This is a genomic window from Salmonella sp. A29-2, assembly GCF_020150755.1.
Taxonomy (GTDB): Bacteria; Pseudomonadota; Gammaproteobacteria; order Enterobacterales; family Enterobacteriaceae; genus Salmonella; species Salmonella enterica.
Map to the genome: position 1 here is coordinate 854,274 of NZ_CP083731.1, position 24,391 is coordinate 878,664.

Genomic DNA, 24,391 nt, shown 5'->3' on the forward strand with positions numbered 1-24,391 from the left:
TTTATGATTATTTTTTTCTTCTCGGTCTTTTTCACTAAAAAAACGGAGAGTCTGCATGTCTTCTGATAAATCAAAAGGGAAGATAGTTTTTTCAGGTAACGATATTCATTATCCCGGACAGACCAACCATGATGCCTGTTTTATTCCGGTAAGTGTCCGCCAGTATGCCGGTGAGCCCCTGTATATCATCGTGGCACACTGGTGCCTGTTGCAGCAGAACTGGGTTCAGCGTAACCAGATAGCAGAGGCGTTTCACATCACGGCCAGACGGGCCAGCTACCTGATTGCCTATCTGCGAAGCAAAACATCGCGGGTGGTCAGCATCTGCCGTCACCAGACCCTGCCCAATAAAGCACGACGCTATGAGATTTATGTTATCCGGGTTCTTGACAGTCCCACCCCGTCCACGCGTCGTGAAAAAGCCGGACCGCCGCCGGTATCAAAACGCCGGGTCGGTAATGGTGACAGGTCGATGGCAAATGAACTGTGGAACCGGCTGTGCAGTAACAGAAATGCGGGGAAGATCCTGAAAAAGAAGGAGGATGAGGATGACGGAACATAACCGGATGCCGGCCCGGCAGATTATCGTTTACGGTGACTGCTGGCCGGTGACGATCGCCGTGGCACACCTGGTCCGAAGATTTCTGCCGGGCTGCAACTGTGAAACCGCATACAGCCAGCCTGTTCTGTTGCAGCAATTACGTCGGAAACCGGAGGCCATACTGATACTGTGTCTGCGTCCCCGTGAACATCTCTTTTTGTTCTATTCCCTGAGGCAGATACTGCCGGACTACCCGGTTATGATTATCAGCGATGAGCTGTTTTTCAGCGACCGGGTGGTACTGAAGGTATACGGCGGCATCCCGGCGCTGCTGGAGCAGGAACTGGCGGAGATACTTATTCGGTGGCGGCGGGATGAACAGTGGGCCGGGGGCGCACGCTTGCGCAGGACAGGAGCGCTGGACGCCTTTTTGTTATCTCCGGCTCCGGTGACGGGCTTTCTGGAAGTGCCACCGATATTTAACAATCCGAAGCGGTTGATGAACTATATGGACCAGTTGATGCACCGGGAGATACTGGCATGCGGAATGAGCCTGGCCCAGTTACGCTTGCTTCAGGAAGTTTACCGTGGACGGGGAAGGTTGTCAGCGTTGTGTGGAAGGCTGAATACGCAGGAGAAGCAAATCTGGCAGGACAAATACCGGTTACTGGTGAAGCTGGGAATGCGGAACCGATTACGGGAACTGCTGTTTGGTACCCGGTTTTGTAAATCATTGCAGCGAACTCCGTTTATCGCTCCGTAGTAACCCGCCTCCGGCGATCCTATCCAGAAACACTGACACGCCGCCTAAACCCGGTGGCGGTGGGGTATGTTTTGCCTGTGGTGTAGTGGAGTAAAATACAGAATTCAGGCGGGACGCTGAGTGTATGGCCTTTCATACCGTTTGATAAGTAAAAACGCTTCTGGAATGAAACCCGACGTGAATGATACGGCCTGAGCAGAAGCGTTACATATTTACTGCATGATCCCGGTATAGCCATGAATTCCCATATACACGCCGACCAGACCAATCAGAATGCTCGAAAAATAGGGCGCCCGCCGGGCAAGCGTCGAAAAACCACTCCAGCGCTTTGCTGCCTGTTGAACGCTTATCGCCGCGCCAACGCCTACCGTCACCAGTGTTAATGCCAGGCCAAGACTAAAGCTCAGCACCATCGTGGCGCCCAGCGTAAACGCTTTAAGCTGGATACAAATCAGTAAAACGGTGATCGCAGCCGGACAGGGGATAAGCCCTCCGGTCAGGCCGAACAGTAGGATGTGTCCATTAGTCACTGTTTGACCATCAAAACGGCGTTGAATATCGGCAGCATGGGCGCGTTCATGGGCATCCTGATACGCTTTTGACGTTGCGCCTTCCGGATGTATGTGACCATGATGGTCATGGTCATGGTCATGGTCATGGTCATGGTCATGGTCATGGTCATGGCCGTGGTCGTGATGGTGGTCGTGATGGTGGTTTCCCGCCAGCCACTGCTGCTCGCCTCGCCATGTCCGCCAAAACATCCAGCACGCGGTGCTCAGAATAATAATCGCAGAAATTAACTGCAGCCATGGTTCCACTGATTGTGCGGTGAATGCCCGGCTAAGATACATCCCACCCAGCGCGATTAACCAGACGATCGCGGTATGAGAAAGCGTTGCTGCCAGACCGAGCATGACGGCCTGTTTAACCGTACCTTTAATGGCAATGATAAAAGCCGCCATCATAGTTTTGGAGTGCCCTGATTCAAGCCCGTGCAAAATACCTAATAAAATGGCGCTGGGAATGAAGAACCAGCCGTTTCCTTGCTGAAGAAGTGTCGAAAATTCACCCATGAGAATGATTCTTAGTTGTTTTATGTGGGCGTCATTCTACTCCCCCCCAGTATGGAATACTACCCCCCAGTAGCATCGTAATGCTATAATTTGTATTCGTTAATGTTAGTGAGGTGTTGCAATGTCACATACCATCCGGGACAAACAAAAGCTTAAAGCCAGAACCAGCAAGATTCAGGGACAGGTGATAGCGCTAAAAAAAATGCTGGATGAACCGCATGAATGCGCGGCCGTGTTACAACAGATCGCGGCGATTCGCGGCGCGGTAAATGGCTTAATGCGTGAGGTGATTAAAGGGCATCTGACCGAGCATATCGTTCATCAGAGTGATGAAGCCAGACGTGAAGAAGATCTGGACGTAATATTAAAGGTGCTGGATTCTTATATAAAATAGCCGGGAGTTATATCCCGGCTATCTTTTACTTTAGCCGAAAAACATCACCGATACGCAAAGTAAACCGACGACCAACGTAATGAAATTACCTACTGAACGGTAGGGTTTCAATGCCGGTATCAGGTACGTTGACAGCGTGGGCATAATAAACAGGATCATCGCAATGAGCGGGCCGCTAATGGCATAAATCATAGAGATGGCATTCGGGTTAATACAGCAAATAATAAACGTAATCCCGGAAACCAGCATGATAGACAGCGCGCGATTGAACGCCCGGCTTTTTTTCACGCCAACCTGCTGTAGGGTGGTTCTTACCATTTCGGTTGCGCCCTCAATGACGCCGAAATAGGTGCCGAGGAAAGATTTCGACATGGCCACGACGGCAACGATAATACCGGAAATAGAGAGCCAGGCCGGCGCATTGGGCATCATCGAGAGCGCGGAAAGGATGGTAACGCCTTCGTTGCGCGCGTCTTCAATGTATGACGGCGGAATGGAGAGCAGGCAGCTAAAGACAAAGAACAGCACGCTCAGGCAGATAATCAGATAGGCGACCTTCATGATCTTTCTGCATTTATCCATGGCCTGATCGCCAAAATTTTCCCGTCTGTCGATGGCAAACGTCGAAATAATGGGCGTATGGCTAAAAGCAAAAACCATCACCGGAATAGAAATCCATACCTGGTGCAACGTGTGACTATCCAATGACATCTGCCCGGTCAGTAACGAGGGTTGCCAGCTTCCGGTTAAGTAGAGCGAAAGGAACAAGAAGTAAGCGATAAGTGGAAAGACTAAAAAGCCCATTACGCGAAGAGTGGCATGTCTTCCCATTAAGAAAATCATATTCAGGATAAGTACTACGCCGAAGCTAACTGCCATCCGGATGCGAATATCTATCTGAATATGCTTCGCTAATTGCTCTGTCAGGGAATTGGTAATCGCCACAGCATAAATTAATACCACGACAAAAAACGCAATGAAATAAAGCGTGGTAATAATACTGCCGATTTTCTTGCCGTAATAATGAGTAACGGCGCCAGTAATTCCCTCACCGGCAGAAGTCTTTGAGGAAAGAATAAACTGACACAGCGCCTTATGCGGCCAGTATGTCAGAGGCCAGGCGACCAGCGCGGTAATAAATAGCACGATTGCGCCTGCCGATCCCAACTGGATGGGAAGGAAAAGAGTGCCTGCGCCTACAGCCGTTCCGTATAATGCAAAACTCCAGAGAGTCTCATCTTTTGACCAAATTTTAGACATTATTTGAATTTATCAACTATAAAACACACAAAAAGAAGCGCAATTTACCATAAATAGCGTCAGTTGGGGGCGTTTTAAGCAGATGGATGTCGTGGAGGCGGAGGGCCGGGAGCGTTGCGATCCCGGCAAAAAAGAGCAATATCATGCACTAACGCGCTGTTGGCGGCGGGTCACTATTCGCTGGCGTAAAACATCGTATGCCCAGTTGTACAGCATCGTGTACGGCAAAAAGAACAGGAAGAAACCAATTTCCAGGGTGAAGGCTTGTAGCAGGCTGACATTCAGTACCCAGGCGACAATACTCACGCCAATGACAATAAACCCACTTTCAAATCCTAACGCATGGAGTGCGCGCACTTTGGCGGTTCGTCTCACCTGATGCGCAGGCCACAGTCGATCAAACAGAGCGTTATAAATGATATTCCAGATCATGGCCGTCGTTGCCAGCAATATCGTCAGGCCGCCCATCTCCAGCACCGAGCGCTGCATTAGCCAGGCGGTCGTTGGCGCCAGTATTGCAGTCGCAATACCTTCAAAACAGACAGCATGGAAAATACGCTCCGGCAGCGAGCGACGTTGTATGGCGTCATGTTGCATAAACGAAAAAACCTTACTCTTAATCAAGCTAAAGAAATTTCCGCTATTTTATCGTTTAATGTGATACCTAAAAGATAACATCCATCGATAAAGTAGATAGGTTATGCGTTACTCACCTGAAGCGTTAATGGCATTTGTTGAGACCGTCTCTTGCGGTTCGTTTTCTGCGGCGGCGCGCCGCCTGCGTAAAAGCCAGTCCACCATTAGTACCGCCATTGCGCATCTGGAGGCGGATCTGGGATTTTCATTATTTGATCGATCATCGCGCCAGCCCGTTCTGACCGAAGAAGGAAAACGGGTGCTTAGCTATGTTCAGGCTATTTTATCGGCGAGCGATCGTCTGGATGAGGTGGCGCTGACGTTATCCGGCGAGACGGAGGCAAGGCTCACGTTCGTCCTCTCTGATACCCTGCACCCTGACAGTCTGGAAGAGTTAATGGCGCAGTTTGATCGTCAATTTCCGCATACCGAGTTTGAATGTTTGATCGGAGAAAATGATGATGTCATCGACCTGCTGCAAAAAGGGCGCGCCCAGATAGGCCTGATTGAAGCGCGTGATGACTATCCCACAGACATTGGCGCGACGCGTCTGCCTGTTCAAAGCTGGATGGGGGTTTATGTGGCGACCACGCATCCGTTGGCGTCGCAGACGAACCTGCAATGGGAACAACTGCATACCTGGCGCGAGCTGCGTCTGAATACCTACCTTGACTCTAACGCCAACATTACGCGCGGCCCGGCCTGGTCAGCGCCAAACTATTTATTGCTGTTGAGCATGGCGGTTCAGGGATTTGGCTGGTGCGTATTGCCCTGCGCGCTGGTGGAAGAGTTTGCGGCGGAAAAACCGCTGGCGCAGCTGGATGTTCCTGGCTGGCCGAGGGCGATTGCTATTGATTTGCTGTGGAACAAGAAAACGCCGCCCGGAACGGCGGGGAACTGGCTTCGCTACCATTTGCAGCAGAAATAAGCTGCGTCACCGTCAAATCAGCGTCATTTCCTTTGTGATAAAACTCACTTTTTTTAAACAATCAAGATAACTAATTTTAACAATGCTCTACTATGGCGGTGTCATTTTGCGCTGAGGTGGTAATGAAAGAGGTTGTGATAGTGGGGGCTTTACGGACACCCATCGGCTGTTTTCAGGGAACGCTGGCCCGTCATTCCGCCGTCGAGCTGGGGAGCATGGTCGTAAAAGCGTTAATTGAGCGCACCGGCGTGGACGCTAACGCTATCGATGAGGTCATCCTCGGTCAGGTGCTGACGGCTGGCGCCGGGCAGAATCCGGCGCGCCAGTCAGCCATCAAAGGAGGGCTGCCGACTACCGTTTCCGCCATTACCATTAATGACGTTTGTGGTTCCGGTTTAAAAGCGTTGCACCTGGCGACGCAGGCTATTCAGTGCGGCGAAGCGGACATTGTTATCGCGGGCGGGCAGGAGAATATGAGCCGTGCGCCGCATGTCCTCAATGACAGCCGTACCGGCGCGTTGCCTGATGCCGACAATCTGGTGGATAGTCTGGTACATGATGGCTTATGGGATGCCTTCAACGATTATCACATTGGCGTGACGGCAGAAAACCTGGCGCGGGAATATGGCATCAGCCGCGAGTTACAGGATGCTTATGCGCTCAGTTCGCAGCAAAAAGCCAGGGCCGCGATTGATACCGGGCGTTTTAAAGATGAGATTGTCCCCATCGTCACGCAACGTAATGGGCAGACCGCAATTGTCGATACGGATGAACAACCGCGGGCCGACGCCAGTGCGGAGGGGTTAGCCCTGCTGCATCCGGCGTTTGATAGTTTAGGTTCGGTGACGGCGGGTAATGCCTCCTCAATCAACGATGGCGCCGCCGCGGTGATGATGATGAGCGAGGCGAAAGCCCAGGCGCTGGGGCTGCCGGTGCTGGCGCGCATCCGCGCGTTTGCCAGCGTCGGCGTCGATCCTGCGCTAATGGGGATTGCGCCGGTATATGCTACCCGGCGCTGTCTGGAGCGTGCCGGCTGGCAACTGACGGAGGTCGACCTTATCGAAGCCAACGAAGCGTTTGCCGCCCAGGCGTTGTCGGTAGGAAAAATGCTGGAATGGGATGAGCGACGGGTAAACGTTAATGGCGGCGCGATTGCGCTGGGGCATCCCATTGGCGCTTCCGGCTGTCGAATTCTGGTTTCACTGGTGCACGAAATGGTTAAACGCGACGCGCGAAAAGGCCTGGCGACGCTGTGTATTGGTGGCGGCCAGGGCGTTGCTTTAACCATTGAACGCGATTGATCCTACGCCAGCCATCCTTTTCCTGCTTCAGTATTCCGTCATAAAAAGCCCTCTATCACGAGGGCAAAGCCAGTGACAGACCCCCTTTTTCGTTATAGCGCAGAACGTCTTGCCGCGTCGGGCATTGCAGACGCATACCGCTTTTAATTCAATTCGCACATCAGACCCCGTTCCAAAACAAGCTCCAATTTTTATCTGAGTAACCGCATACAGCATCTGGCGCGCATGTCTGAAAATCAGACAAGTGCGTAAGTTTTAGCGCCGTTCGTGATCGCTACAGCAGTTTTAAAAATAACCAACCATATAAATGAAACGTTGTTTTATTTATTGTTGAAAACCTTCATCCAGGCGACTATGATGCCGTTAAATAAATCAAAACAGTGTTTTGATTTTATGCCATTGCGATCGATTTATCATTGGAGGGAAAAGTGGACGTAAGGCAAAGCATCCATAGCGAGCACGCTAAAACGCTGGACACCCAGGCGCTGCGACGCGAGTTTTTAATAGAAAATATTTTTGTCGCTGATGAATATACGATGGTCTACAGCCATATCGACCGTATTATTGTCGGCGGCATTATGCCCGTCAGCCATCCCGTTGAAATCGGCGGAGAGGTGGGTAAACAGCTTGGCGTTTCCCGGTTACTGGACCGCCGTGAGCTGGGCGTCATTAATATTGGCGGCGCGGGCGCCATTATCGTTGACGGGCAGCGCCATGACATTGGTCATCGTGATGCTCTGTATATTGGTAAAGGGGCGAAAGAGCTGGTCTTCGTCAGCAATGAGACGAGCAGACCGGCGAAGTTTTATTACAACTGCGCGCCAGCGCATACCGCTTATCCGACGAAAAAAGTGTCGCCTGCCGACGTTGCGCCCGTCACCTTAGGCGATAACCTCACCAGTAACCGTCGCACCATCAATAAATACTTCGTACCGGATGTACTGGAAACCTGTCAGCTCAGTATGGGACTCACCGAACTGGCGCCCGGCAATCTATGGAACACCATGCCATGCCATACCCATGAGCGCCGTATGGAAGTGTACCTCTATTTCAATATGGAAGAAGACAGTTGCGTTTTCCATATGATGGGGCAGCCTCAGGAAACCCGTCATATTGTGATGCGTAATGAACAGGCGGTTATTTCCCCAAGCTGGTCAATACATTCCGGCGTTGGCACCAAAGCCTATACGTTTATTTGGGGCATGGTGGGAGAAAATCAGGTCTTCGATGACATGGATCACGTTGCGGTACAAGATCTGCGCTAGTCGCGACCGGTGATAACGCCTGTGCGTGACAGGCATGACAAAAATAAGGATTCACAATGATTTTGAATGCATTTTCTCTTGAAGGTAAAGTCGCGGTTGTGACGGGGTGCGATACCGGATTGGGGCAGGGGATGGCGTTAGGGCTGGCGGAAGCGGGCTGTGACATTGTCGGTATTAACATTGTTGAACCGACGGAAACTATTGCGCGCGTCACCGCTCTGGGACGTCGTTTTTTAAGCCTGACAGCCGATCTGCGTCAAATCGATGGCATTCCGGCGCTACTGGAACGGGCGGTGACGGAATACGGTCATATTGATATTCTGGTGAATAACGCGGGTTTAATCCGTCGTGAAGATGCGATTGATTTCACGGAAAAAGACTGGGATGACGTCATGAACCTGAACATCAAGAGCGTGTTCTTTATGTCTCAGGCGGCGGCAAAACATTTTATTGCCCAGGGCAACGGCGGCAAAATTATTAATATCGCGTCTATGCTTTCCTTCCAGGGCGGCATTCGCGTTCCGTCTTATACCGCGTCGAAAAGCGGCGTAATGGGAATAACGCGTCTGATGGCGAACGAGTGGGCGAAACACAATATCAATGTAAACGCCATCGCGCCGGGCTATATGTCCACGAATAATACCCAGCAATTGCGCGCTGATGCACAACGTAGCGCCGAAATTCTCGACCGTATTCCGGCTGGACGTTGGGGGCTACCGGGCGATTTAATGGGCCCGGTAGTCTTCCTGGCATCCAGCGCCGCTGATTATGTTAACGGCTATACCATAGCGGTAGATGGCGGTTGGCTGGCGCGTTAATCCGCTACTGACAAATGCGTTTCTGGAAAAATCGACGCTTTGGCCGAAAAAACTGATAAAGCCCTGTCCTCGTACAGGGTTTTTTTATGATCTCATTAGCATAGTCCATATTGTGGGTTTAACTTAATCCATATATTGTTAAATAATAGCTATGATCAATGGTTTAATTCATTGAAATATTGGTGGTTTAAAAAAATACCCGGCAACGGCGTTAAATTTAAAAAGTGTAATATCCATCACATATCGCTATAGCGTAGCCATTTAATCCATATTTATGCCGTTTCCAGCCTGACACTTGAGGAAGAGTATCCCGTACTTTCAGGCTATGTCTTACTCTGTTGTGGCAGGAAAATATGGTCTCTATTAATCATGACTCTGCTTTAACGCCGCGTTCGCTTCGCGACACACGACGTATGAATATGTTTGTTTCGGTTTCTGCAGCGGTAGCGGGACTGTTATTTGGTCTGGATATCGGCGTTATCGCCGGGGCGCTGCCTTTTATTACCGACCATTTCGTACTGACCAGCCGGCTGCAGGAATGGGTCGTCAGCAGCATGATGCTTGGCGCGGCAATTGGCGCATTATTTAACGGCTGGCTTTCATTCCGGCTGGGGCGTAAGTATAGCCTGATGGCCGGCGCGATTTTGTTCGTGCTCGGCTCGCTGGGGTCGGCGTTTGCTTCCAGCGTGGAAGTATTGATTGGCGCCCGCGTGATACTGGGCGTAGCAGTAGGGATTGCCTCCTATACCGCGCCGCTTTATCTCTCTGAAATGGCAAGTGAAAATGTTCGCGGCAAAATGATCAGTATGTATCAACTGATGGTGACGTTAGGCATTGTGCTGGCTTTTTTATCCGATACGGCATTCAGCTACAGCGGCAACTGGCGCGCGATGTTGGGCGTGCTGGCGCTGCCTGCGGTGTTGCTCATTATTCTGGTGATATTCCTGCCGAATAGTCCGCGCTGGCTGGCGCAAAAAGGTCGCCATATTGAAGCGGAAGAGGTGCTGCGTATGCTGCGCGATACCTCGGAAAAAGCCCGTGATGAACTGAATGAGATTCGGGAAAGCCTCAAACTCAAGCAGGGCGGGTGGGCATTATTTAAAGCTAACCGCAATGTTCGCCGCGCCGTGTTCCTCGGTATGCTGCTACAGGCAATGCAGCAGTTCACCGGCATGAACATCATTATGTACTATGCGCCGCGCATTTTTAAAATGGCCGGCTTTACCACCACGGAACAGCAAATGATCGCCACGCTGGTGGTCGGACTGACCTTTATGTTCGCGACGTTTATCGCCGTCTTTACGGTCGATAAGGCCGGGCGTAAACCGGCGTTAAAAATCGGTTTCAGCGTAATGGCGTTAGGGACATTGGTGTTGGGCTACTGCCTGATGCAGTTTGATAACGGTACGGCATCGAGCGGTCTCTCCTGGCTTTCCGTTGGGATGACGATGATGTGTATCGCCGGTTACGCGATGAGCGCCGCTCCGGTGGTGTGGATACTGTGTTCGGAAATCCAGCCGCTGAAATGCCGTGATTTTGGCATTACCTGTTCAACCACGACAAACTGGGTATCGAACATGATCATCGGCGCGACATTCCTGACACTGTTGGACAGCATTGGCGCGGCAGGTACATTCTGGCTCTACACCGCGCTGAATATCGCTTTTATCGGTATCACTTTCTGGCTGATTCCGGAAACCAAAAATGTCACCCTGGAGCATATCGAACGCAAGCTGATGGCGGGCGAGAAGCTAAGAAATATTGGCGTGTAATCACCCCTCCCATGCCGGATGACGCCTGTTATCCGGCATGATGAAAAATAGACTGGAAACGGATGTGTAAGTTTGCTTCACTGCCATAATGCTTTACAAAAAGGAGAGCGCAGTGAAAACGATCGGACTGTTGGGTGGTATGAGCTGGGAATCGACTATCCCTTATTACCGTTTAATCAATGAAGGCATTAAACAGCAGCTGGGAGGCCTGCACTCGGCGAGCTTACTGCTGCATAGCGTAGATTTCCACGATATTGAAGTATGTCAACGCCGCGGCGAGTGGGATAAAGCGGGCGATATCCTGGCGCAGGCCGCCCAGGGGTTACAGCAGGCGGGCGCAGAAGGCATTGTGTTGTGTACCAACACCATGCATAAAATCGCGCACGTTATTGAATCTCGTTGTTCTCTGCCTTTCCTACACATCGCGGATGCTACCGGGCGAGCCATCGCCCGTCAGGGGTTGCATCGCGTGGCGCTATTAGGGACCCGCTATACGATGGAGCAGGATTTTTATCGCGGGCGGCTGGAACAGCAATTTGCGATTGAGACCATCGTGCCGGAGGCGGACGATCGGGCGCGTATCAATCAGGTCATTTTTGACGAGCTCTGTCAGGGGACATTCACTGACGCGTCGCGCCACTATTATTTACAGGTTATCGAACAACTGGCTGCGCAAGGCGCGCAGGGCGTTATTTTTGGCTGCACTGAAATAGGTTTGCTTGTTCCCCAGACGCAAAGCGCGCTACCGGTTTTCGATACCACGGCAATTCATGCCGCAGATGCCGTGAGCTTTATGCTTTCGTCATCGGCCCCAGAATAACCTCCAGCGGTTCGACCAGGCGCGAAAGATGCGTTTGTAAATGCTTACTGAAGGCGTCAACCAGCGCGGAGGCGGGGCGGTGTAGCGGGCGAATCAGGCTGACGGTAAAGGGCACGTCAATGCTGAAGCGGCGAACGGTGACGCCGCTGGCGGCATAGTCAAGCGCAGTCAGCGGGTTAACGATCGAAACGCCCGCCCCGGCGCGCACCATCGCGCAGACGGAGGCCGCGCTATGCGTTTCCACCACCATTCTGCGCTTCACCTGATGTTCGGCAAATAACGTATCCAACAACTGTCGATAGCTGTCCAGGCGGGAGAGGCTGATAAAGTTTTCCCCCTGAAAATCGTCTGGCGTCAGTACCGTTTTGGCGGCAAGCGGATGGTCGCAGGGCAGTACGCACACTTCATTTAGCGTTAGTAACTCGGTACGGGTTGTTCCTGCCGGGGCATGAAGCGTCTCCGTCAGCCCTAAATCGTGGCGCTGAGCGGAGAGCCACTCTTCCAGCAACGGCGACTCCTGCGGCACAATATTCAGGCTGACATCCGGATAACGCGCCAGAAAAGGCGGTAGTAGCGGCGGCAAAAAGGATTGTGAAAAGACCGGCAGGCAGGCGATAGAGAGTTCGCCCTGACGGAACTCGCGCAGACTTTCCGCCGCGCTGACGATGCGATCCAACCCATACCAGGAGCGTTGTACCTCTTCGAACAGGCGTAGCCCTTGCACCGTCGGATGTAAGCGCCCGCGTGTGCGCTCAAACAGCGTTAATCCCAGCACTTTCTCAAAACGCGCCAGCTCGCGACTGACGGTAGGCTGCGAGGTATGCAGCAGCCGCGCCGCTTCGGTGAGATTTCCGGCGGTCATTACGGCATGAAAAATTTCAATGTGACGTAAATTAACGGCAGCCATACGTTTTCCTGAATCATTTATCCCATATCATTTTTGCATAGACTGACAATAAAACGATATTTTTTATTCTTTCTAAGGTATGGCGTAATCGTTAAAAAGCCTGTTCCGGAGTTTGTTATGTCATTGTCGCATTATTACGCTGAAACTGACCTTAACGCTGAAAATTTGCTCAGATTGCCTGCTGAATTCGGCTGTCCGGTCTGGGTCTATGACGCGCACATTATTCGCCGTCAGATAGCCGCCCTGCAGCAGTTTGACGTCGTGCGTTTTGCGCAAAAAGCCTGTTCGAACATTCATATCCTGCGCTTAATGCGCGCGCAGGGCGTCAAGGTGGATTCTGTTTCATTGGGGGAGATCGAACGTGCGCTGGCGGCGGGCTACGATCCGCAAACGTGCCCTGATGATATCGTTTTTACCGCCGATGTGATTGACGCCGCCACGCTGGCGCGCGTCAGTGAACTGCATATTCCGGTCAATGCTGGCTCGGTAGATATGCTGACGCAGCTTGGTCAGGTTTCGCCTGGGCATCGCGTCTGGTTGCGCGTAAATCCTGGCTTTGGTCACGGCCACAGCCAGAAAACCAACACCGGGGGCGAAAACAGCAAACACGGCATCTGGCATAGCGATCTTCCGGCGGCGCTGGCGGTAATGCAGAAATACCGACTGAAACTTGTCGGTATCCATATGCACATTGGTTCCGGCGTCGATTATGGACATCTGGAGCAGGTTTGCGGCGCGATGGTACGCCAGGTACTGGAATGTGGTCAGGATGTGGAGGCGATTTCGGCAGGCGGCGGACTCTCGATACCTTATCGTGAGGGAGAAGAGCCCGTTGATACGCGTCATTACTATGGCCTGTGGAACGCGGCGCGCGAGCAAATCGCCCGCCATCTGGGACATGCGGTCAAACTTGAGATCGAACCCGGACGTTTTCTGGTGGCGCAATCGGGCGTGCTGGTAACGCAGGTGCGTAGCGTAAAACAGATGGGAAGCCGCCATTTCGTGCTGGTAGATGCGGGTTTTAACGATCTGATGCGCCCGGCGATGTACGGTAGCTATCACCGTATTTCGGCGCTGGCGGCGGATGGTCGCGCGCTTGAAAATGGCCCGTGGGTCGAGACGGTGGTCGCCGGGCCGCTATGCGAATCAGGCGATGTTTTTACGCAGCAGGAAGGGGGAATGGTTGAAACACGCGCCTTACCTGCGGTCATCCCCGGCGATTACCTCGTATTGCACGATACCGGCGCGTACGGCGCGTCTATGTCATCGAATTACAATAGCCGCCCGCTCCTGCCGGAAGTGCTGTTTGACAATGGACAGGCGCGGCTGATCCGCCGTCGTCAGACCATTGAAGAGCTGTTAGCGCTGGAGATGTTCTGAAGCGCATCATTAGGCCGGACGTTGAAAAAACGGGCCCGCGGCGACGGACTCGCGCAGAATCAGCGTGCCGGTAAAGGGCGGGATCGGGGCGACCGGCTCGCTGTTCGCCAGACGAACGGCCTGATCGATTGCGGTGGCTATCATATCCTCGATGGGTAAATAGACTGTTGAAAGCCCCGGTTCAAGCCAGGTTGCGCCCGGCGCATCGTCAAAACCAAACAGCGACACATCCTGCGGGATGCGTAATCCGGCCTGGCGCAGCGCTTTTGCCGCGCCCAGCGCCGTGTCATCATTACAGGCGAATAGCGCGCTAAACGTGACGCCTTCCTCCAGTAATTCCCGGCAGGCGTCATAGCCGCGCGTCAGCGTGTAATCGCCGTATTTCACTTTTGCCGGTTGCCAGGGAATGCCATATTTTTCCAGCGCCTTGCGATAACCCGCTACGCGTGATGTGCCGGTGGGAGTATGAACAGGCAGCGTAATACAGGCGATATCGCGATGGCCCTGCGTAATCAGATATTCCACCGCCTGGAATGCCGCCGTCTCCTGCTCGAAGAAAATAGCGCGATCGCGGGCCTGAGTGACGTTGCGATTAATAATCACCAGCGGCATTTCCGTGGCGTCAATCAACGACAAAATCGCCGGCTCATCCATATAGCGAGTGTAAAGAATAATAGCGTCGCACTGTCTGTCGGCCAACATTTGTACGGCTTTCTGCTCTCGTTCCGGCGTATCGTGACCATCGGTGACGATCAACTGCTTGTTATGAAACTCCGCCTGGCGCGACGCCCGGCGCAACAAACTGCCAAAATAGAAGCCGTCAAACGTAGAGACGACCAGACCGATGCTGTTGCTGGTGCGATTCGCCAGCGAGCGTGCCAGCAGGTTGGGGCGATAGTCCAGAGCCTGCATCGCCGTAAACACTTTCTGGCGCGTGCTTTCTTTTACCTGCCCCGTCCCATTCAGCACTCGTGAGACGGTGGCCTTTGATACGCCCGCATGGCGGGAAACATCCAGCATTGTCGCCATCATGCTACCCTGATTAATCGGTTGTCGACAGGTGTCCGGTATCCGTCGGCGTGGATACCGAATGTCGGCGTACCAGTGTCGGACTAAATACATGAGTTACTTCTGGCGTAGGGCATTTCCCCGCCAACGCTAACGCCAGCTCCGCCGCCTGTGTCGCCATGGTGACGATCGGATACCGAATGGTGGTCAGTCGGGGACGCACATAGCGTGAGACCAGTACATCATCAAAACCGATGAGCGATACTTCGCCCGGCACCCCCACGCCATTATCATTTAATACTCCCATCGCGCCAGCCGCCATCGAGTCGTTATAGCAGGCCACCGCGGTAAAATTTCTGCCGCGACCTAATAACTCAGTCATCGCCTGCTCGCCGCCGCTTTCATCCGGTTCGCCGAACGTCACCAGCCGATCGTTAGCCGGGATATGGCTTTCCGCCAGCGCATCGTAATAGCCCCTCAGGCGATCTTCGGCATCAGAGATGGTGTGGTTGGAACAGATATACCCAATACGCGTATGACCTTGCTGGATCAGATGTCGGGTCGCCAGCCATGCCCCGTAACGGTCATCCAGCGCGACACAGCGGTGTTCTAACCCCGGTAAAATGCGGTTAATCAGCACCATGCCGGGGATTTGCTTCATTAATGAGGCCAGGTCCGCATCCGGAATCATTTTGGCGTGTACCACTAACGCTGCGCAACGATGACGAATCAACTGTTCAATAGCCTGACGCTCTTTTTGTTCGTTATGATACCCGTTGCCAATCAGTAAAAAATTTCCGGTGTGATACGCCACCTGTTCAACGGCTTTCACCATCGCGCCGAAAAAAGGATCGGAAACGTCGCCGACCACCAGACCGAGGGTTTCCGTTGCCTGCTGTGCCAGCGCGCGCGCGTTGGCGTTAGGGTGATAGCTCAGGGACTCCATTGCGCTGGTCACCGCCAGCCGGGACGCTTCGCTGGCTTTTGGCGAATCGTTAATAACGCGAGAAACGGTGGCGACTGAAACACCGGCCAGTCGGGCTACATCTTTTATGGTCGCCATGATAATACCTATAGTGGGTAAACGCTTACATTACGCCAGTTTTACGGAAAATGAACGTCTGTTCAAGCCTCTTGCCCCGCCGTGTCGGGCAAATGTGACCTGCACGGGAGAAATGCGTCTGTAAAGTGACAATACAAATCTTTCGTTACAGTTTGCGAAGCGCTGTTGCGATTGTCTGCTGGCAGGCCAGCGAGTCAGGTTGATAGAGTGGTGATCCCAGAGGTATTGATAGGTGGAATCAACGTCATTGTTGATCACACGAATTACACCAACCTGCGTAGAGATGCGCAGGTTTTTTTTGTTTCGCCTGAACCTGTAACAGTAACGGATAATTTACACAACTCGTTGCATTTCCGTTTATTCCTTTGCGTTTTCGGACTGGCGATGCAGACGCGCGAAGCCCACAATCAAGATCCCAGAGGTATTGATTGGTGAGATTATTCGGTACGCTCTTCGTACCTGTCTCTTGCACCAACCTGCGCGGATGCGCAGGTTTTTTTTCGAACCTATTTTGCTATCGCTCCTGTTACGCAACTCGTGTAATCTGCCACAATTCATGTTTTAGCGAATTGTCGGCCAAAGGGAGTTGAAATGCTGTTTGGATTTTTCCGTAACCTGTTTCGCGTGCTTTATCGTGTGCGCGTCACTGGCGATGTCCGGGCGCTACAGGGGAACCGGGTCTTAATTACCCCCAATCACGTTTCATTTATCGATGGTATGCTACTGGCGCTGTTTTTGCCGGTACGGCCTGTCTTTGCGGTATATACCTCCATCAGCCAGCAATGGTATATGCGCTGGTTAACGCCGCTGATCGATTTTGTGCCGCTCGATCCCACTAAACCCATGTCCATTAAACACCTGGTGCGCCTGGTGGAGCAGGGGCGTCCAGTGGTGATTTTCCCGGAAGGGCGGATTTCCGTGACCGGCTCGCTGATGAAAATTTATGACGGCGCAGGCTTTGTGGCGGCAAAATCGGGCGCAACCGTCATTCCGCTCCGTATTGACGGCGCGGAGCTTACGCCTTTCAGTCGCCTTAAAGGTCTGGTTAAACGGCGCTTATTCCCCCGCATTCAGCTTCATATTTTACCGCCGACGCAAATACCGATGCCGGAAGCGCCGCGCGCGCGCGACAGACGTAAGATAGCGGGTGAGATGCTGCACCAGATCATGATGGAAGCGCGTATGGCGGTGCGCCCGCGCGAGACGTTATACGAATCGTTGCTGGCGGCGCAATATCGTTACGGCGCGGGTAAAAACTGTATTGAGGACATTAACTTTACGCCGGATACGTATCGTAAGTTACTGACCAAGACGCTTTTTGTTGGCCGGATTCTGGAAAAGTACAGCGTTGAGGGAGAGAAAATCGGTTTAATGCTGCCGAATGCCGCCATTAGCGCGGCGGTGATTTTCGGCGCGGTTTCTCGTCGCCGCATTCCGGCCATGATGAACTATACGGCGGGGGTAAAAGGGCTGACCAGCGCGATTACTGCGGCGGAAATTAAAACGATTTTTACCTCCCGCCAGTTCCTCGATAAAGGTAAATTGTGGCACCTGCCGGAACAGCTAACGCAGGTTCGCTGGGTTTACCTGGAAGATTTAAAAGCGGACGTCACACTCGCCGACAAGCTGTGGATTTTTGCCCACCTCCTGGCGCCGTGGCTGGCGCAGGTAAAACAGCAGCCGGAAGACGCGGCGATCATTCTTTTTACCTCAGGCTCGGAAGGGCACCCGAAAGGGGTGGTGCACAGCCATAAAAGCATTCTGGCGAACGTCGAGCAGATAAAAACGATTGCGGATTTCACCGCCAATGACCGTTTTATGTCGGCGCTGCCGCTCTTTCACTCGTTCGGTTTGACGGTGGGCCTGTTTACGCCGTTGTTGACCGGCGCGGAAGTGTTTCTTTATCCAAGTCCGCTGCACTACCGCATTGTGCCAGAACTGGTCTATGACCGTAACTGTACCGTGCTGTTTGGTACGTCAACCTTCCTCGGCAACTATGCGCGCTTTGCCAATCCGTATGATTTTTATCGCCTGCGCTATGTGGTGGCCGGTGCGGAAAAACTTCAGGAGAGCACCAAACAACTGTGGCAGGATAAATTCGGTCTGCGCATTCTTGAGGGCTACGGGGTAACGGAATGCGCGCCAGTAGTCTCGATTAACGTGCCGATGGCGGCTAAGCCTGGCACTGTTGGCCGCATTCTGCCTGGCATGGACGCGCGTCTGCTGGCGGTGCCCGGTATTGAAAACGGCGGTCGGCTACAGCTGAAAGGGCCGAATATCATGAATGGCTATCTGCGCGTGGAAAAACCGGGCGTGCTGGAGGTGCCGTCGGCGGAAAACGCCAGAGGCGAAACTGAGCGCGGCTGGTACGACACGGGCGATATTGTACGCTTCGATGAAAATGGTTTTGTGCAGATTCAGGGGCGCGCGAAACGCTTTGCGAAAATTGCTGGCGAAATGGTCTCGCTGGAGATGGTCGAGCAACTGGCGCTTGGCGTTTCGGCGGACAAAATGCACGCTACCGCCATTAAAAGCGATGCCAGCAAAGGTGAAGCGCTGGTACTGTTTACGACTGACAGCGAACTCACCCGAGAAAAGTTACAGCACTATGCCCGTGAACACGGTATTCCGGAACTGGCCGTCCCGCGTGATATCCGTTATCTGAAACAGCTTCCCTTGCTTGGCAGCGGGAAACCCGATTTTGTGACGCTGAAAAGTTGGGTGGATGCGCCGGAACAACATCATGAGTGAGTCAGTACGTACTAACACCTCCATCTGGTCGAAAGGGATGCTGTCGGTGATTGTCGCGCAGTTTCTCTCGGCTTTTGGCGATAATGCGCTGCTGTTCGCGACGCTGGCACTGCTGAAAGCTCAGTTTTACCCGGACTGGAGCCAGCCTGTTTTGCAAATGGTGTTTGTGGGCGCTTACATTCTTTTTGCGCCGTTTGTCGGCCAGATAGCGGACAGCTTTGCCAAAGGCCGGGTGATGATGGTCGCCAATGGTCTTAAACTGGCGGGAGCGGCAGGTATCTGCCTCGGCGTAAATCCTTTTGTCGGTTATACGTTGGTCGGGATTGGCGCGGCGGCTTATTCTCCGGCGAAATACGGTATTCTGGGCGAACTGACGACGGGCGATAAGCTGGTGAAAGCCAATGGCCTGATGGAAGCCTCTACGATTGCGGCGATTTTGCTCGGTTCCGTCGCGGGCGGCGTATTGGCCGACTGGCATGTCATCGCTGCGCTGGTTGCCTGCGCGTTGGCCTACGCTGGCGCAGTGGCGGCGAACCTGTTTATCCCGAAGCTTGTGGCGGCGCGTCCAGGACAATCCTGGCGGTTGTCGGCGATGACGCGTAGCTTCTTCAGCGCTTGCGTTGTCCTTTGGCGTAACGGTGAAACGCGTTTTTCGCTGGTGGGGACCGGGCTATTCTGGGGCGCAGGCGTGACGCTGCGTTTTCTGCTGGTGCTGTGGGTGCCGGTGGCGCTGGGTATTACGGATAACGCCACGCCGACTTACCTGAACGCCATGGTGGCGGTAGGCATTGTGGTCGGCGCGGGCGCGGCGGCAAAACTGGTGACGCTGGAGACCGTATCGCGCTGTATGCCCGCCGGGATTTTGATTGGCGTTGTGGTTGCGATCTTCTCATTACAGCACGCATTGCTGCCTGCTTATGCCTTGTTGCTGTTGATAGGTATGCTGGGCGGCTTTTTTGTGGTGCCGCTCAACGCCTTGCTCCAGGAGCGCGGTAAGAAGAGCGTTGGCGCCGGGAATGCCATTGCCGTACAAAATCTGGGCGAGAATAGCGCCATGCTATTAATGCTGGGACTGTACTCGCTGGCGGTGCTGGTTGGCGTTCCGGCAGTGGCGATAGGTATCGGCTTTGGCGTGCTGTTCGCGCTGGCGATCGCGGCGCTGTGGATCTGGCAGCGCCGGCAGGCATCATACTGAGTGAATATGCCGGGCGGCGAGCGCGCGTTATCCGGCTTACATTGTCTCTGTAAGCCCGGAAGCGTAGCGCCACCGGGCACTGACCATCACGGTGCCGGGTAGGTATAAACCTGATGCGCCGCCTCAATCTCCGCCAGAACCTCTTCGCTTAACGTCAGATGCAGACTTTCCACATTCGTCTTGAGCTGCGCCATCGTGGTTGCGCCCAGTAACGTACTGGCGACAAACGGCTGGCGGCGAACAAAGGCCAGCGCCATCTGCGCCGGATCAAGATTGTGACGCTTCGCGATATCGACGTAGGCGGCAACGGCTTTTTGCGCCTGTTCGCCGCTGTAACGTGTGAAGCGGCTGAACAAGGTATTCCGCGCGCCTGCGGGTTTGGCCCCGTTCAGGTATTTACCGGTTAATGTGCCAAACGCCAGACAGGAATAGGCGAGCAATTCAACACCTTCATACTGGCTGACTTCCGCCAGTCCGACCTCGTAGCTGCGGTTTAACAGGCTATAGGGGTTCTGGATCGTGACAATACGCGGCAGGTCATGTTTTTCCGCCAGATGCAGATAGCGCATAACGCCAAACGCTGTCTCATTTGAAACGCCAATATAACGAATCTTACCCGCTCGCTGAAACTCACTTAGCGCGTCTAACGTCTCCAGCAGACTTACTACTGGCGTGGAGTCCGTCCAGTTATAGCCGAGTTTACCGAAGCAGTTAGTGGGGCGCTGCGGCCAGTGCACCTGATACAAATCCAGATAGTCGGTCTGCAATCGGGTCAAACTGTCGTGTAGCGCTTCGCGAATATTTTTACGATCCAGCGCCTGATGAGGCCGGATGCCTTGATCATTATTACGTGCCGGTCCGCTAACTTTGCTGGCGATGATCAGTTTTTCACGGTTGCCGCGTTTGGCGAGCCAGTTACCGATATAGGACTCCGTCAGCCCTTGTGTTTCCGGGCGCGGCGGTACCGGATACATCTCGGCGGCGTCGATAAGGTTAATGCCATTTGCGATGGCATAGTCGAGCTGTGCGTGAGCGTCGGCTTCGCTGTTTTGTTCACCAAATGTCATTGTGCCCAGCCCTAGCGTACTTACTTCGAGCGAGCTGTGGGGTATACGGTGATAGTGCATAGCCGTTTCCTTTTTATTATGAAGTCAGAAATTCCCGACAAAGGACAATAAAAATGGCAGAGGGAAGGCAAAAGGGAAAGTAAAATTGCAGGCTGCACGGCGTAATTGTTACCGGGCGTGGTCGCCACGCACCGTTACGGGACGCAGCCTGAAGGCTTGCAGAACGCTGACCTCGATCACAGGCCACCGCTTAACGTTCGATGATTTGAGACACTTCGTCACGGTTGATTTGCATCTCGTTTCCCTGTGCATCGGTATAGCTGACCAGACCGGTATCATCGTCAACTTGCGGTTTTCCATCGGTCAGGATCATACGACCATCTTTCGTCGCCATTACATAATCGCTGCTGCATCCGGATACCGCAAAAGCCAACCCTACTGCGGAAATTACAACTGCCCACTTTTTCATCCGTTTGTCCTCACATAGCCTGCATCTGATAATAGTCTGTTAATCATATGTCTGATAATAGTCTAGTAATAACGCGCAGCTCTGCATGTCGGAAGCAGCAAAATCTTAATCTGTGAGAAGAAAGGAAATAAAGTGAGTATTCGCTCCCCGGCGGGGGAGCGAGACAGGATTACAGCGGATTCTTTTTATTACGCAACAGGTTCAGGCTCTCTACTGCGATAGAGAAGAACATGGCGAAATAGATATACCCTTTCGGAACGTGAACGTCGAAACTTTCCAGAATCAGGGTAAAGCCAACCAGGATCAGAAAGGAGAGCGCCAGCATTTTTACCGACGGATGACGATCGACAAACTCGCCGATGGGCCGTGCCGCAAACATCATGACGCCCACGGCAATAACGACTGCCGCCATCATAATAAACAGATGATCGGAGAGGCCAACCGCTGTAATAACTGAATCAAGGCTGAAAATAATATCCAGCAGCATAATCTGTACTATTGCGCCCAGGAAAGAAGAAACCCGGGTTTTTAACCCTTCTTCTTCGCCTTCGATGGACTCATGGATCTCCTTGCTGGCTTTCCAGATTAAAAATAACCCGCCCAGTAACAGAATGAGATCGCGGGCGGAAATCGCTTCGCCGAAAAGCTCAAACAGCGGATTAGTCAGCCGAGTGACCCAGGCGATTGACGCCAGCAGCGCCAGGCGCATAACCATCGCCGCCGCCAACCCAAGCCGCCGTGCGTGGTTTCGTTGCGCCGTAGGAAGTTTTGCTACCACCAGAGAAAGAAAAATAATGTTGTCGATCCCAAGTACAATCTCCAGCAGCGTCAGCGTACCGAGCGCCAGCCAGGCATTGGGATCGGTTATCCATGCAAATAACATCGAACAAAGTCCTGCCAAAAAAAGAAGCGGTAATTATAGGCCCGTCGAGTGACGGGCGAAAGCCCAGGCTGAATTTGCGCAACCAGGAACGGTGTAAAATAGCGGCGACAATACGCTTACGTTTATCCGGCGCCGGTCCGATGCGTAGCCATAGCGGAGGCGCAGTTGCGCGTAGCGGACGTTACGGATTCTGCAATAAAAAATGGCGAGCCAGCAGCGCCTGCGTAAAATTTTTTTTCAGATAAAATCCACGCGGTAGCGTCAAAATAGGTTCCCCGCGCGCGCCGATAGCCTCGGTGAGCGCCCTGGCATTGGCGGCTTTGGGCCGCAGTTGTAAGACTTCGCCATGACGGGCGGTAATGCGTTCCACCTGGCCCAGCACTATCATGTCCATCAGCTCCTCCCAGTCGAGGCGTAGCTGCCTGTCCTCTTCTTCACTCGGACTCCAGAGTAGCGGCGAACCTACGCGGCGTTCGGCTAACGGTATGCTGCGATCGCCTTCGACCGGCACCCATAGCACGCGCTTCAATTTATGCCGTACGTGACTTGTCTCCCAGGTCACGCCGCTGTTACCGGTTAACGGCGCCACGCAAACAAAGGTTGTTTCCAGAGGACGACCCAGACTATCCACCGGGATGGTTTTCAGTTCTACGCCTAACGCGGCGAAATCCTGCTCCGGCTTGCTCCCGGCGCTGGCGCCGAGCCAGATCTCCAGCAAGACGCCGATCCAGCCTTTGTCTCGCTTCAAATCTTTAGGCGTGGTAATGCCGGCCATCGCCGCCAGCTCGCCTAACGTATAGCCGGAAAGCTGCCGCGCCTGGGCTAACAGCAATGCTTCCGAAGCAGGCGGAGTCAGTAGCGGACAAAGAGCGGACATGACAATTACCTTAGGTCAAAAAATGAGCAGTGATTTTATACCGTATGGGCAGAGTTTATCTTTTTCTGTGTCTTATATTCAATAGACTGATTTTTATTGCCTTTTTTGTGTTGTTTCTTCGTGTTGCGCAACGCTGAAGCGGGTTTTCCAATTCTGGTCACTGACAATAAACAGGATCTTACACTATGTTATCCACAGAAAGTTGGGATAACTGTGTAAAACCGCCACTACTGTTTCCATTTACAGCCTTGACGTGCGACGAAAATCGAAAATTCAGACAAATAGTGCGTAAGTTATTGGCACAATCTGTGGATAAAACCGACGCTGGTTGATCTTTCATCAGCATAAGGATCTTAGATGTGATGCTTGTCACGCTTTATGAAGGTGGCATGTAAGATTTGTCTATAACACAATGAATATAAGGCACTATTTTTACTGTTTTCCGCATGAGGAATTCAGACTGTTCTGGGTTTTCCCGTGGTAATTCCATACTTCTTCACAACTATATCCACAGAAAAGGTGAATAAAATGGCGCAAGGGCGTCATCATCTGTTTATAACTCGGCTATTTACTGTGAGTTATTCAATTGTTATTAGGCTGTGTCACTATTACAGAGTGGTTTACCGCCTCACTGGAGTATGAAACAATCGTTCATATATAAGGTTTATGTTGAGGTAGTCCGGTGATTGATGACGATGGCTACCGCCCAAATGTAGGTATCGTAATTTGTAATCGTCAGGGGCAGGTGATGTGGGCCCGGCGATTTGGTCAGCACTCCTGGCAGTTCCCGCAGGGCGGGATAAATCCAGGGGAGTCGGCAGAACAGGCGATGTACCGGGAACTGTTTGAAGAAGTTGGGTTAAGCCGTAAAGATGTGCGGATCCTTGCTTCTACTCGCAACTGGTTGCGTTACAAGTTACCAAAACGTTTGGTGCGTTGGGACACAAAGCCGGTATGTATCGGCCAGAAACAAAAGTGGTTTCTTTTGCAGTTAATGAGCGCCGACGCCGAAATCAATATGCAAACCAGCAGTACGCCGGAGTTTGACGGCTGGCGCTGGGTAAGTTACTGGTATCCGGTTCGACAAGTGGTGTCATTTAAACGCGATGTCTACCGCAGGGTAATGAAAGAGTTTGCAAGTGTTGTCATGGCGCTTCAGGATAATCCCCCTAAGCTACAAAGCGCGCCTGCTTATCGACGTAAAAGAGGTTAAGCCACGC

At 52.7% G+C, this 24,391-nt stretch carries 24 protein-coding genes; 14 read left to right on the plus strand and 10 right to left on the minus strand.

Features of this window, described 5'->3' with window-relative positions; translation table 11 throughout:
* Positions 1-55 precede the first annotated feature (55 nt).
* Together K8W53_RS04175 and K8W53_RS04180 are read left to right on the plus strand one after the other, a co-directional pair.
* On the plus strand, positions 56-562 hold the full coding sequence (locus tag K8W53_RS04175) for a CaiF/GrlA family transcriptional regulator (protein ID WP_000093333.1): 507 nt from the start codon (positions 56-58) through the stop codon (positions 560-562).
* The gene (locus tag K8W53_RS04180; protein ID WP_023224980.1) at positions 549-1,304 is read left to right on the plus strand and encodes a hypothetical protein; all 756 of its coding nucleotides are present in this window, start codon (positions 549-551) and stop codon (positions 1,302-1,304) included. Before K8W53_RS04175 ends, K8W53_RS04180 begins: the two co-directional genes overlap by 14 nt.
* A gap of 212 nt (positions 1,305-1,516) precedes the next feature.
* Here K8W53_RS04180 and K8W53_RS04185 read toward each other — a convergent pair whose 3' ends face one another.
* A complete protein-coding gene (locus tag K8W53_RS04185) occupies positions 1,517-2,377 on the minus strand; it encodes a nickel/cobalt efflux protein RcnA (RefSeq protein ID WP_061371537.1) in 861 nt (286 codons plus the stop codon).
* A gap of 121 nt (positions 2,378-2,498) precedes the next feature.
* On the opposite strand from K8W53_RS04185, the gene rcnR reads away from it, so the two are divergent.
* Entirely contained in the window at positions 2,499-2,771 is a 273-nt protein-coding gene (rcnR, locus tag K8W53_RS04190; protein WP_000019953.1) for a Ni(II)/Co(II)-binding transcriptional repressor RcnR, read from the plus strand.
* Between the two features lie 30 nt (positions 2,772-2,801).
* Here rcnR and K8W53_RS04195 read toward each other — a convergent pair whose 3' ends face one another.
* Together K8W53_RS04195 and K8W53_RS04200 are read right to left on the minus strand one after the other, a co-directional pair.
* Positions 2,802-4,031: an amino acid permease gene (locus tag K8W53_RS04195; protein ID WP_000036841.1), complete on the minus strand. Its 1,230-nt coding sequence runs from the start codon at positions 4,029-4,031 to the stop codon at positions 2,802-2,804.
* Between the two features lie 141 nt (positions 4,032-4,172).
* Positions 4,173-4,628: a multidrug/biocide efflux PACE transporter gene (locus K8W53_RS04200; RefSeq protein WP_001519547.1), complete on the minus strand. Its 456-nt coding sequence runs from the start codon at positions 4,626-4,628 to the stop codon at positions 4,173-4,175.
* A 103-nt stretch (positions 4,629-4,731) separates the two neighbouring features.
* On the opposite strand from K8W53_RS04200, the gene K8W53_RS04205 reads away from it, so the two are divergent.
* The 6 genes from K8W53_RS04205 (at position 4,732) to K8W53_RS04230 (ending at position 11,571) form a co-directional block, all read left to right on the plus strand.
* Positions 4,732-5,595 (plus strand): LysR family transcriptional regulator, encoded by an 864-nt coding sequence (locus K8W53_RS04205; RefSeq protein WP_001270769.1) that lies wholly within the window; start codon positions 4,732-4,734, stop codon positions 5,593-5,595.
* 122 nt (positions 5,596-5,717) lie between these two features.
* Positions 5,718-6,896 carry an acetyl-CoA C-acetyltransferase gene (locus K8W53_RS04210; RefSeq protein ID WP_000665980.1) on the plus strand — a complete coding sequence of 393 codons (1,179 nt, stop codon included), beginning with the start codon at positions 5,718-5,720 and terminating at the stop codon, positions 6,894-6,896.
* Positions 6,897-7,324: 428 nt separating this feature from the next.
* Entirely contained in the window at positions 7,325-8,161 is an 837-nt protein-coding gene (gene kduI / locus K8W53_RS04215; RefSeq protein ID WP_023224521.1) for a 5-dehydro-4-deoxy-D-glucuronate isomerase, read from the plus strand.
* Between the two features lie 56 nt (positions 8,162-8,217).
* Positions 8,218-8,979, plus strand: coding sequence for a 2-dehydro-3-deoxy-D-gluconate 5-dehydrogenase KduD (gene kduD, locus K8W53_RS04220; protein ID WP_000602497.1), 762 nt, complete (start codon positions 8,218-8,220; stop codon positions 8,977-8,979).
* A gap of 353 nt (positions 8,980-9,332) precedes the next feature.
* Positions 9,333-10,751: an arabinose-proton symporter AraE gene (gene araE / locus K8W53_RS04225; RefSeq protein ID WP_000253646.1), complete on the plus strand. Its 1,419-nt coding sequence runs from the start codon at positions 9,333-9,335 to the stop codon at positions 10,749-10,751.
* A gap of 112 nt (positions 10,752-10,863) precedes the next feature.
* Positions 10,864-11,571, plus strand: a complete 708-nt coding sequence (locus K8W53_RS04230) for an aspartate/glutamate racemase (RefSeq protein WP_000848633.1) — start codon at positions 10,864-10,866, stop codon at positions 11,569-11,571.
* Here K8W53_RS04230 and K8W53_RS04235 read toward each other — a convergent pair.
* The gene (locus K8W53_RS04235) at positions 11,543-12,478 is read right to left on the minus strand and encodes a LysR family transcriptional regulator (protein ID WP_000741798.1); all 936 of its coding nucleotides are present in this window, start codon (positions 12,476-12,478) and stop codon (positions 11,543-11,545) included. The genes K8W53_RS04230 and K8W53_RS04235 overlap by 29 nt on opposite strands.
* Positions 12,479-12,595: 117 nt before the next feature.
* Here K8W53_RS04235 and lysA point away from each other — a divergent pair, with 117 nt between their 5' ends.
* Positions 12,596-13,858 carry a diaminopimelate decarboxylase gene (lysA, locus tag K8W53_RS04240; RefSeq protein ID WP_000058915.1) on the plus strand — a complete coding sequence of 421 codons (1,263 nt, stop codon included), beginning with the start codon at positions 12,596-12,598 and terminating at the stop codon, positions 13,856-13,858.
* Between the two features lie 9 nt (positions 13,859-13,867).
* Here the strand turns inward: lysA and K8W53_RS04245 are convergent, their stop codons facing one another.
* Positions 13,868-14,890 carry a LacI family DNA-binding transcriptional regulator gene (locus K8W53_RS04245; protein WP_000968338.1) on the minus strand — a complete coding sequence of 341 codons (1,023 nt, stop codon included), beginning with the start codon at positions 14,888-14,890 and terminating at the stop codon, positions 13,868-13,870.
* 10 nt (positions 14,891-14,900) lie between these two features.
* Entirely contained in the window at positions 14,901-15,929 is a 1,029-nt protein-coding gene (galR, locus tag K8W53_RS04250; protein ID WP_000201030.1) for an HTH-type transcriptional regulator GalR, read from the minus strand.
* Positions 15,930-16,136: 207 nt separating this feature from the next.
* Between galR and K8W53_RS04255 the strand changes: the two genes are divergently transcribed.
* The 3 genes from K8W53_RS04255 (at position 16,137) to lplT (ending at position 19,875) form a co-directional block, all read left to right on the plus strand.
* Positions 16,137-16,364, plus strand: a complete 228-nt coding sequence (locus K8W53_RS04255; RefSeq protein ID WP_071525129.1) for a hypothetical protein — start codon at positions 16,137-16,139, stop codon at positions 16,362-16,364.
* Between the two features lie 156 nt (positions 16,365-16,520).
* On the plus strand, positions 16,521-18,680 hold the full coding sequence (gene aas, locus K8W53_RS04260; RefSeq protein ID WP_000896098.1) for a bifunctional acyl-ACP--phospholipid O-acyltransferase/long-chain-fatty-acid--ACP ligase: 2,160 nt from the start codon (positions 16,521-16,523) through the stop codon (positions 18,678-18,680).
* Positions 18,673-19,875, plus strand: coding sequence for a lysophospholipid transporter LplT (gene lplT, locus K8W53_RS04265; RefSeq protein ID WP_000004686.1), 1,203 nt, complete (start codon positions 18,673-18,675; stop codon positions 19,873-19,875). The genes aas and lplT overlap by 8 nt, the downstream gene beginning before the upstream one ends.
* 86 nt (positions 19,876-19,961) lie before the next feature.
* On the opposite strand, the gene K8W53_RS04270 is transcribed toward lplT, so the two are convergent.
* The 4 genes from K8W53_RS04270 to mutH form a co-directional block, all read right to left on the minus strand.
* Positions 19,962-21,002, minus strand: a complete 1,041-nt coding sequence (locus K8W53_RS04270) for an NADP(H)-dependent aldo-keto reductase (RefSeq protein WP_000558960.1) — start codon at positions 21,000-21,002, stop codon at positions 19,962-19,964.
* 190 nt (positions 21,003-21,192) lie between these two features.
* Entirely contained in the window at positions 21,193-21,411 is a 219-nt protein-coding gene (locus K8W53_RS04275; RefSeq protein ID WP_000758662.1) for a YgdI/YgdR family lipoprotein, read from the minus strand.
* A gap of 169 nt (positions 21,412-21,580) precedes the next feature.
* Positions 21,581-22,294 carry a TerC family protein gene (locus K8W53_RS04280; RefSeq protein WP_000895635.1) on the minus strand — a complete coding sequence of 238 codons (714 nt, stop codon included), beginning with the start codon at positions 22,292-22,294 and terminating at the stop codon, positions 21,581-21,583.
* A 181-nt stretch (positions 22,295-22,475) separates the two neighbouring features.
* On the minus strand, positions 22,476-23,171 hold the full coding sequence (mutH, locus tag K8W53_RS04285) for a DNA mismatch repair endonuclease MutH (RefSeq protein WP_001274930.1): 696 nt from the start codon (positions 23,169-23,171) through the stop codon (positions 22,476-22,478).
* A 682-nt stretch (positions 23,172-23,853) separates the two neighbouring features.
* Between mutH and rppH the strand changes: the two genes are divergently transcribed.
* On the plus strand, positions 23,854-24,384 hold the full coding sequence (rppH, locus tag K8W53_RS04290) for an RNA pyrophosphohydrolase (RefSeq protein ID WP_000564481.1): 531 nt from the start codon (positions 23,854-23,856) through the stop codon (positions 24,382-24,384).
* Positions 24,385-24,391: the final 7 nt, after the last annotated feature.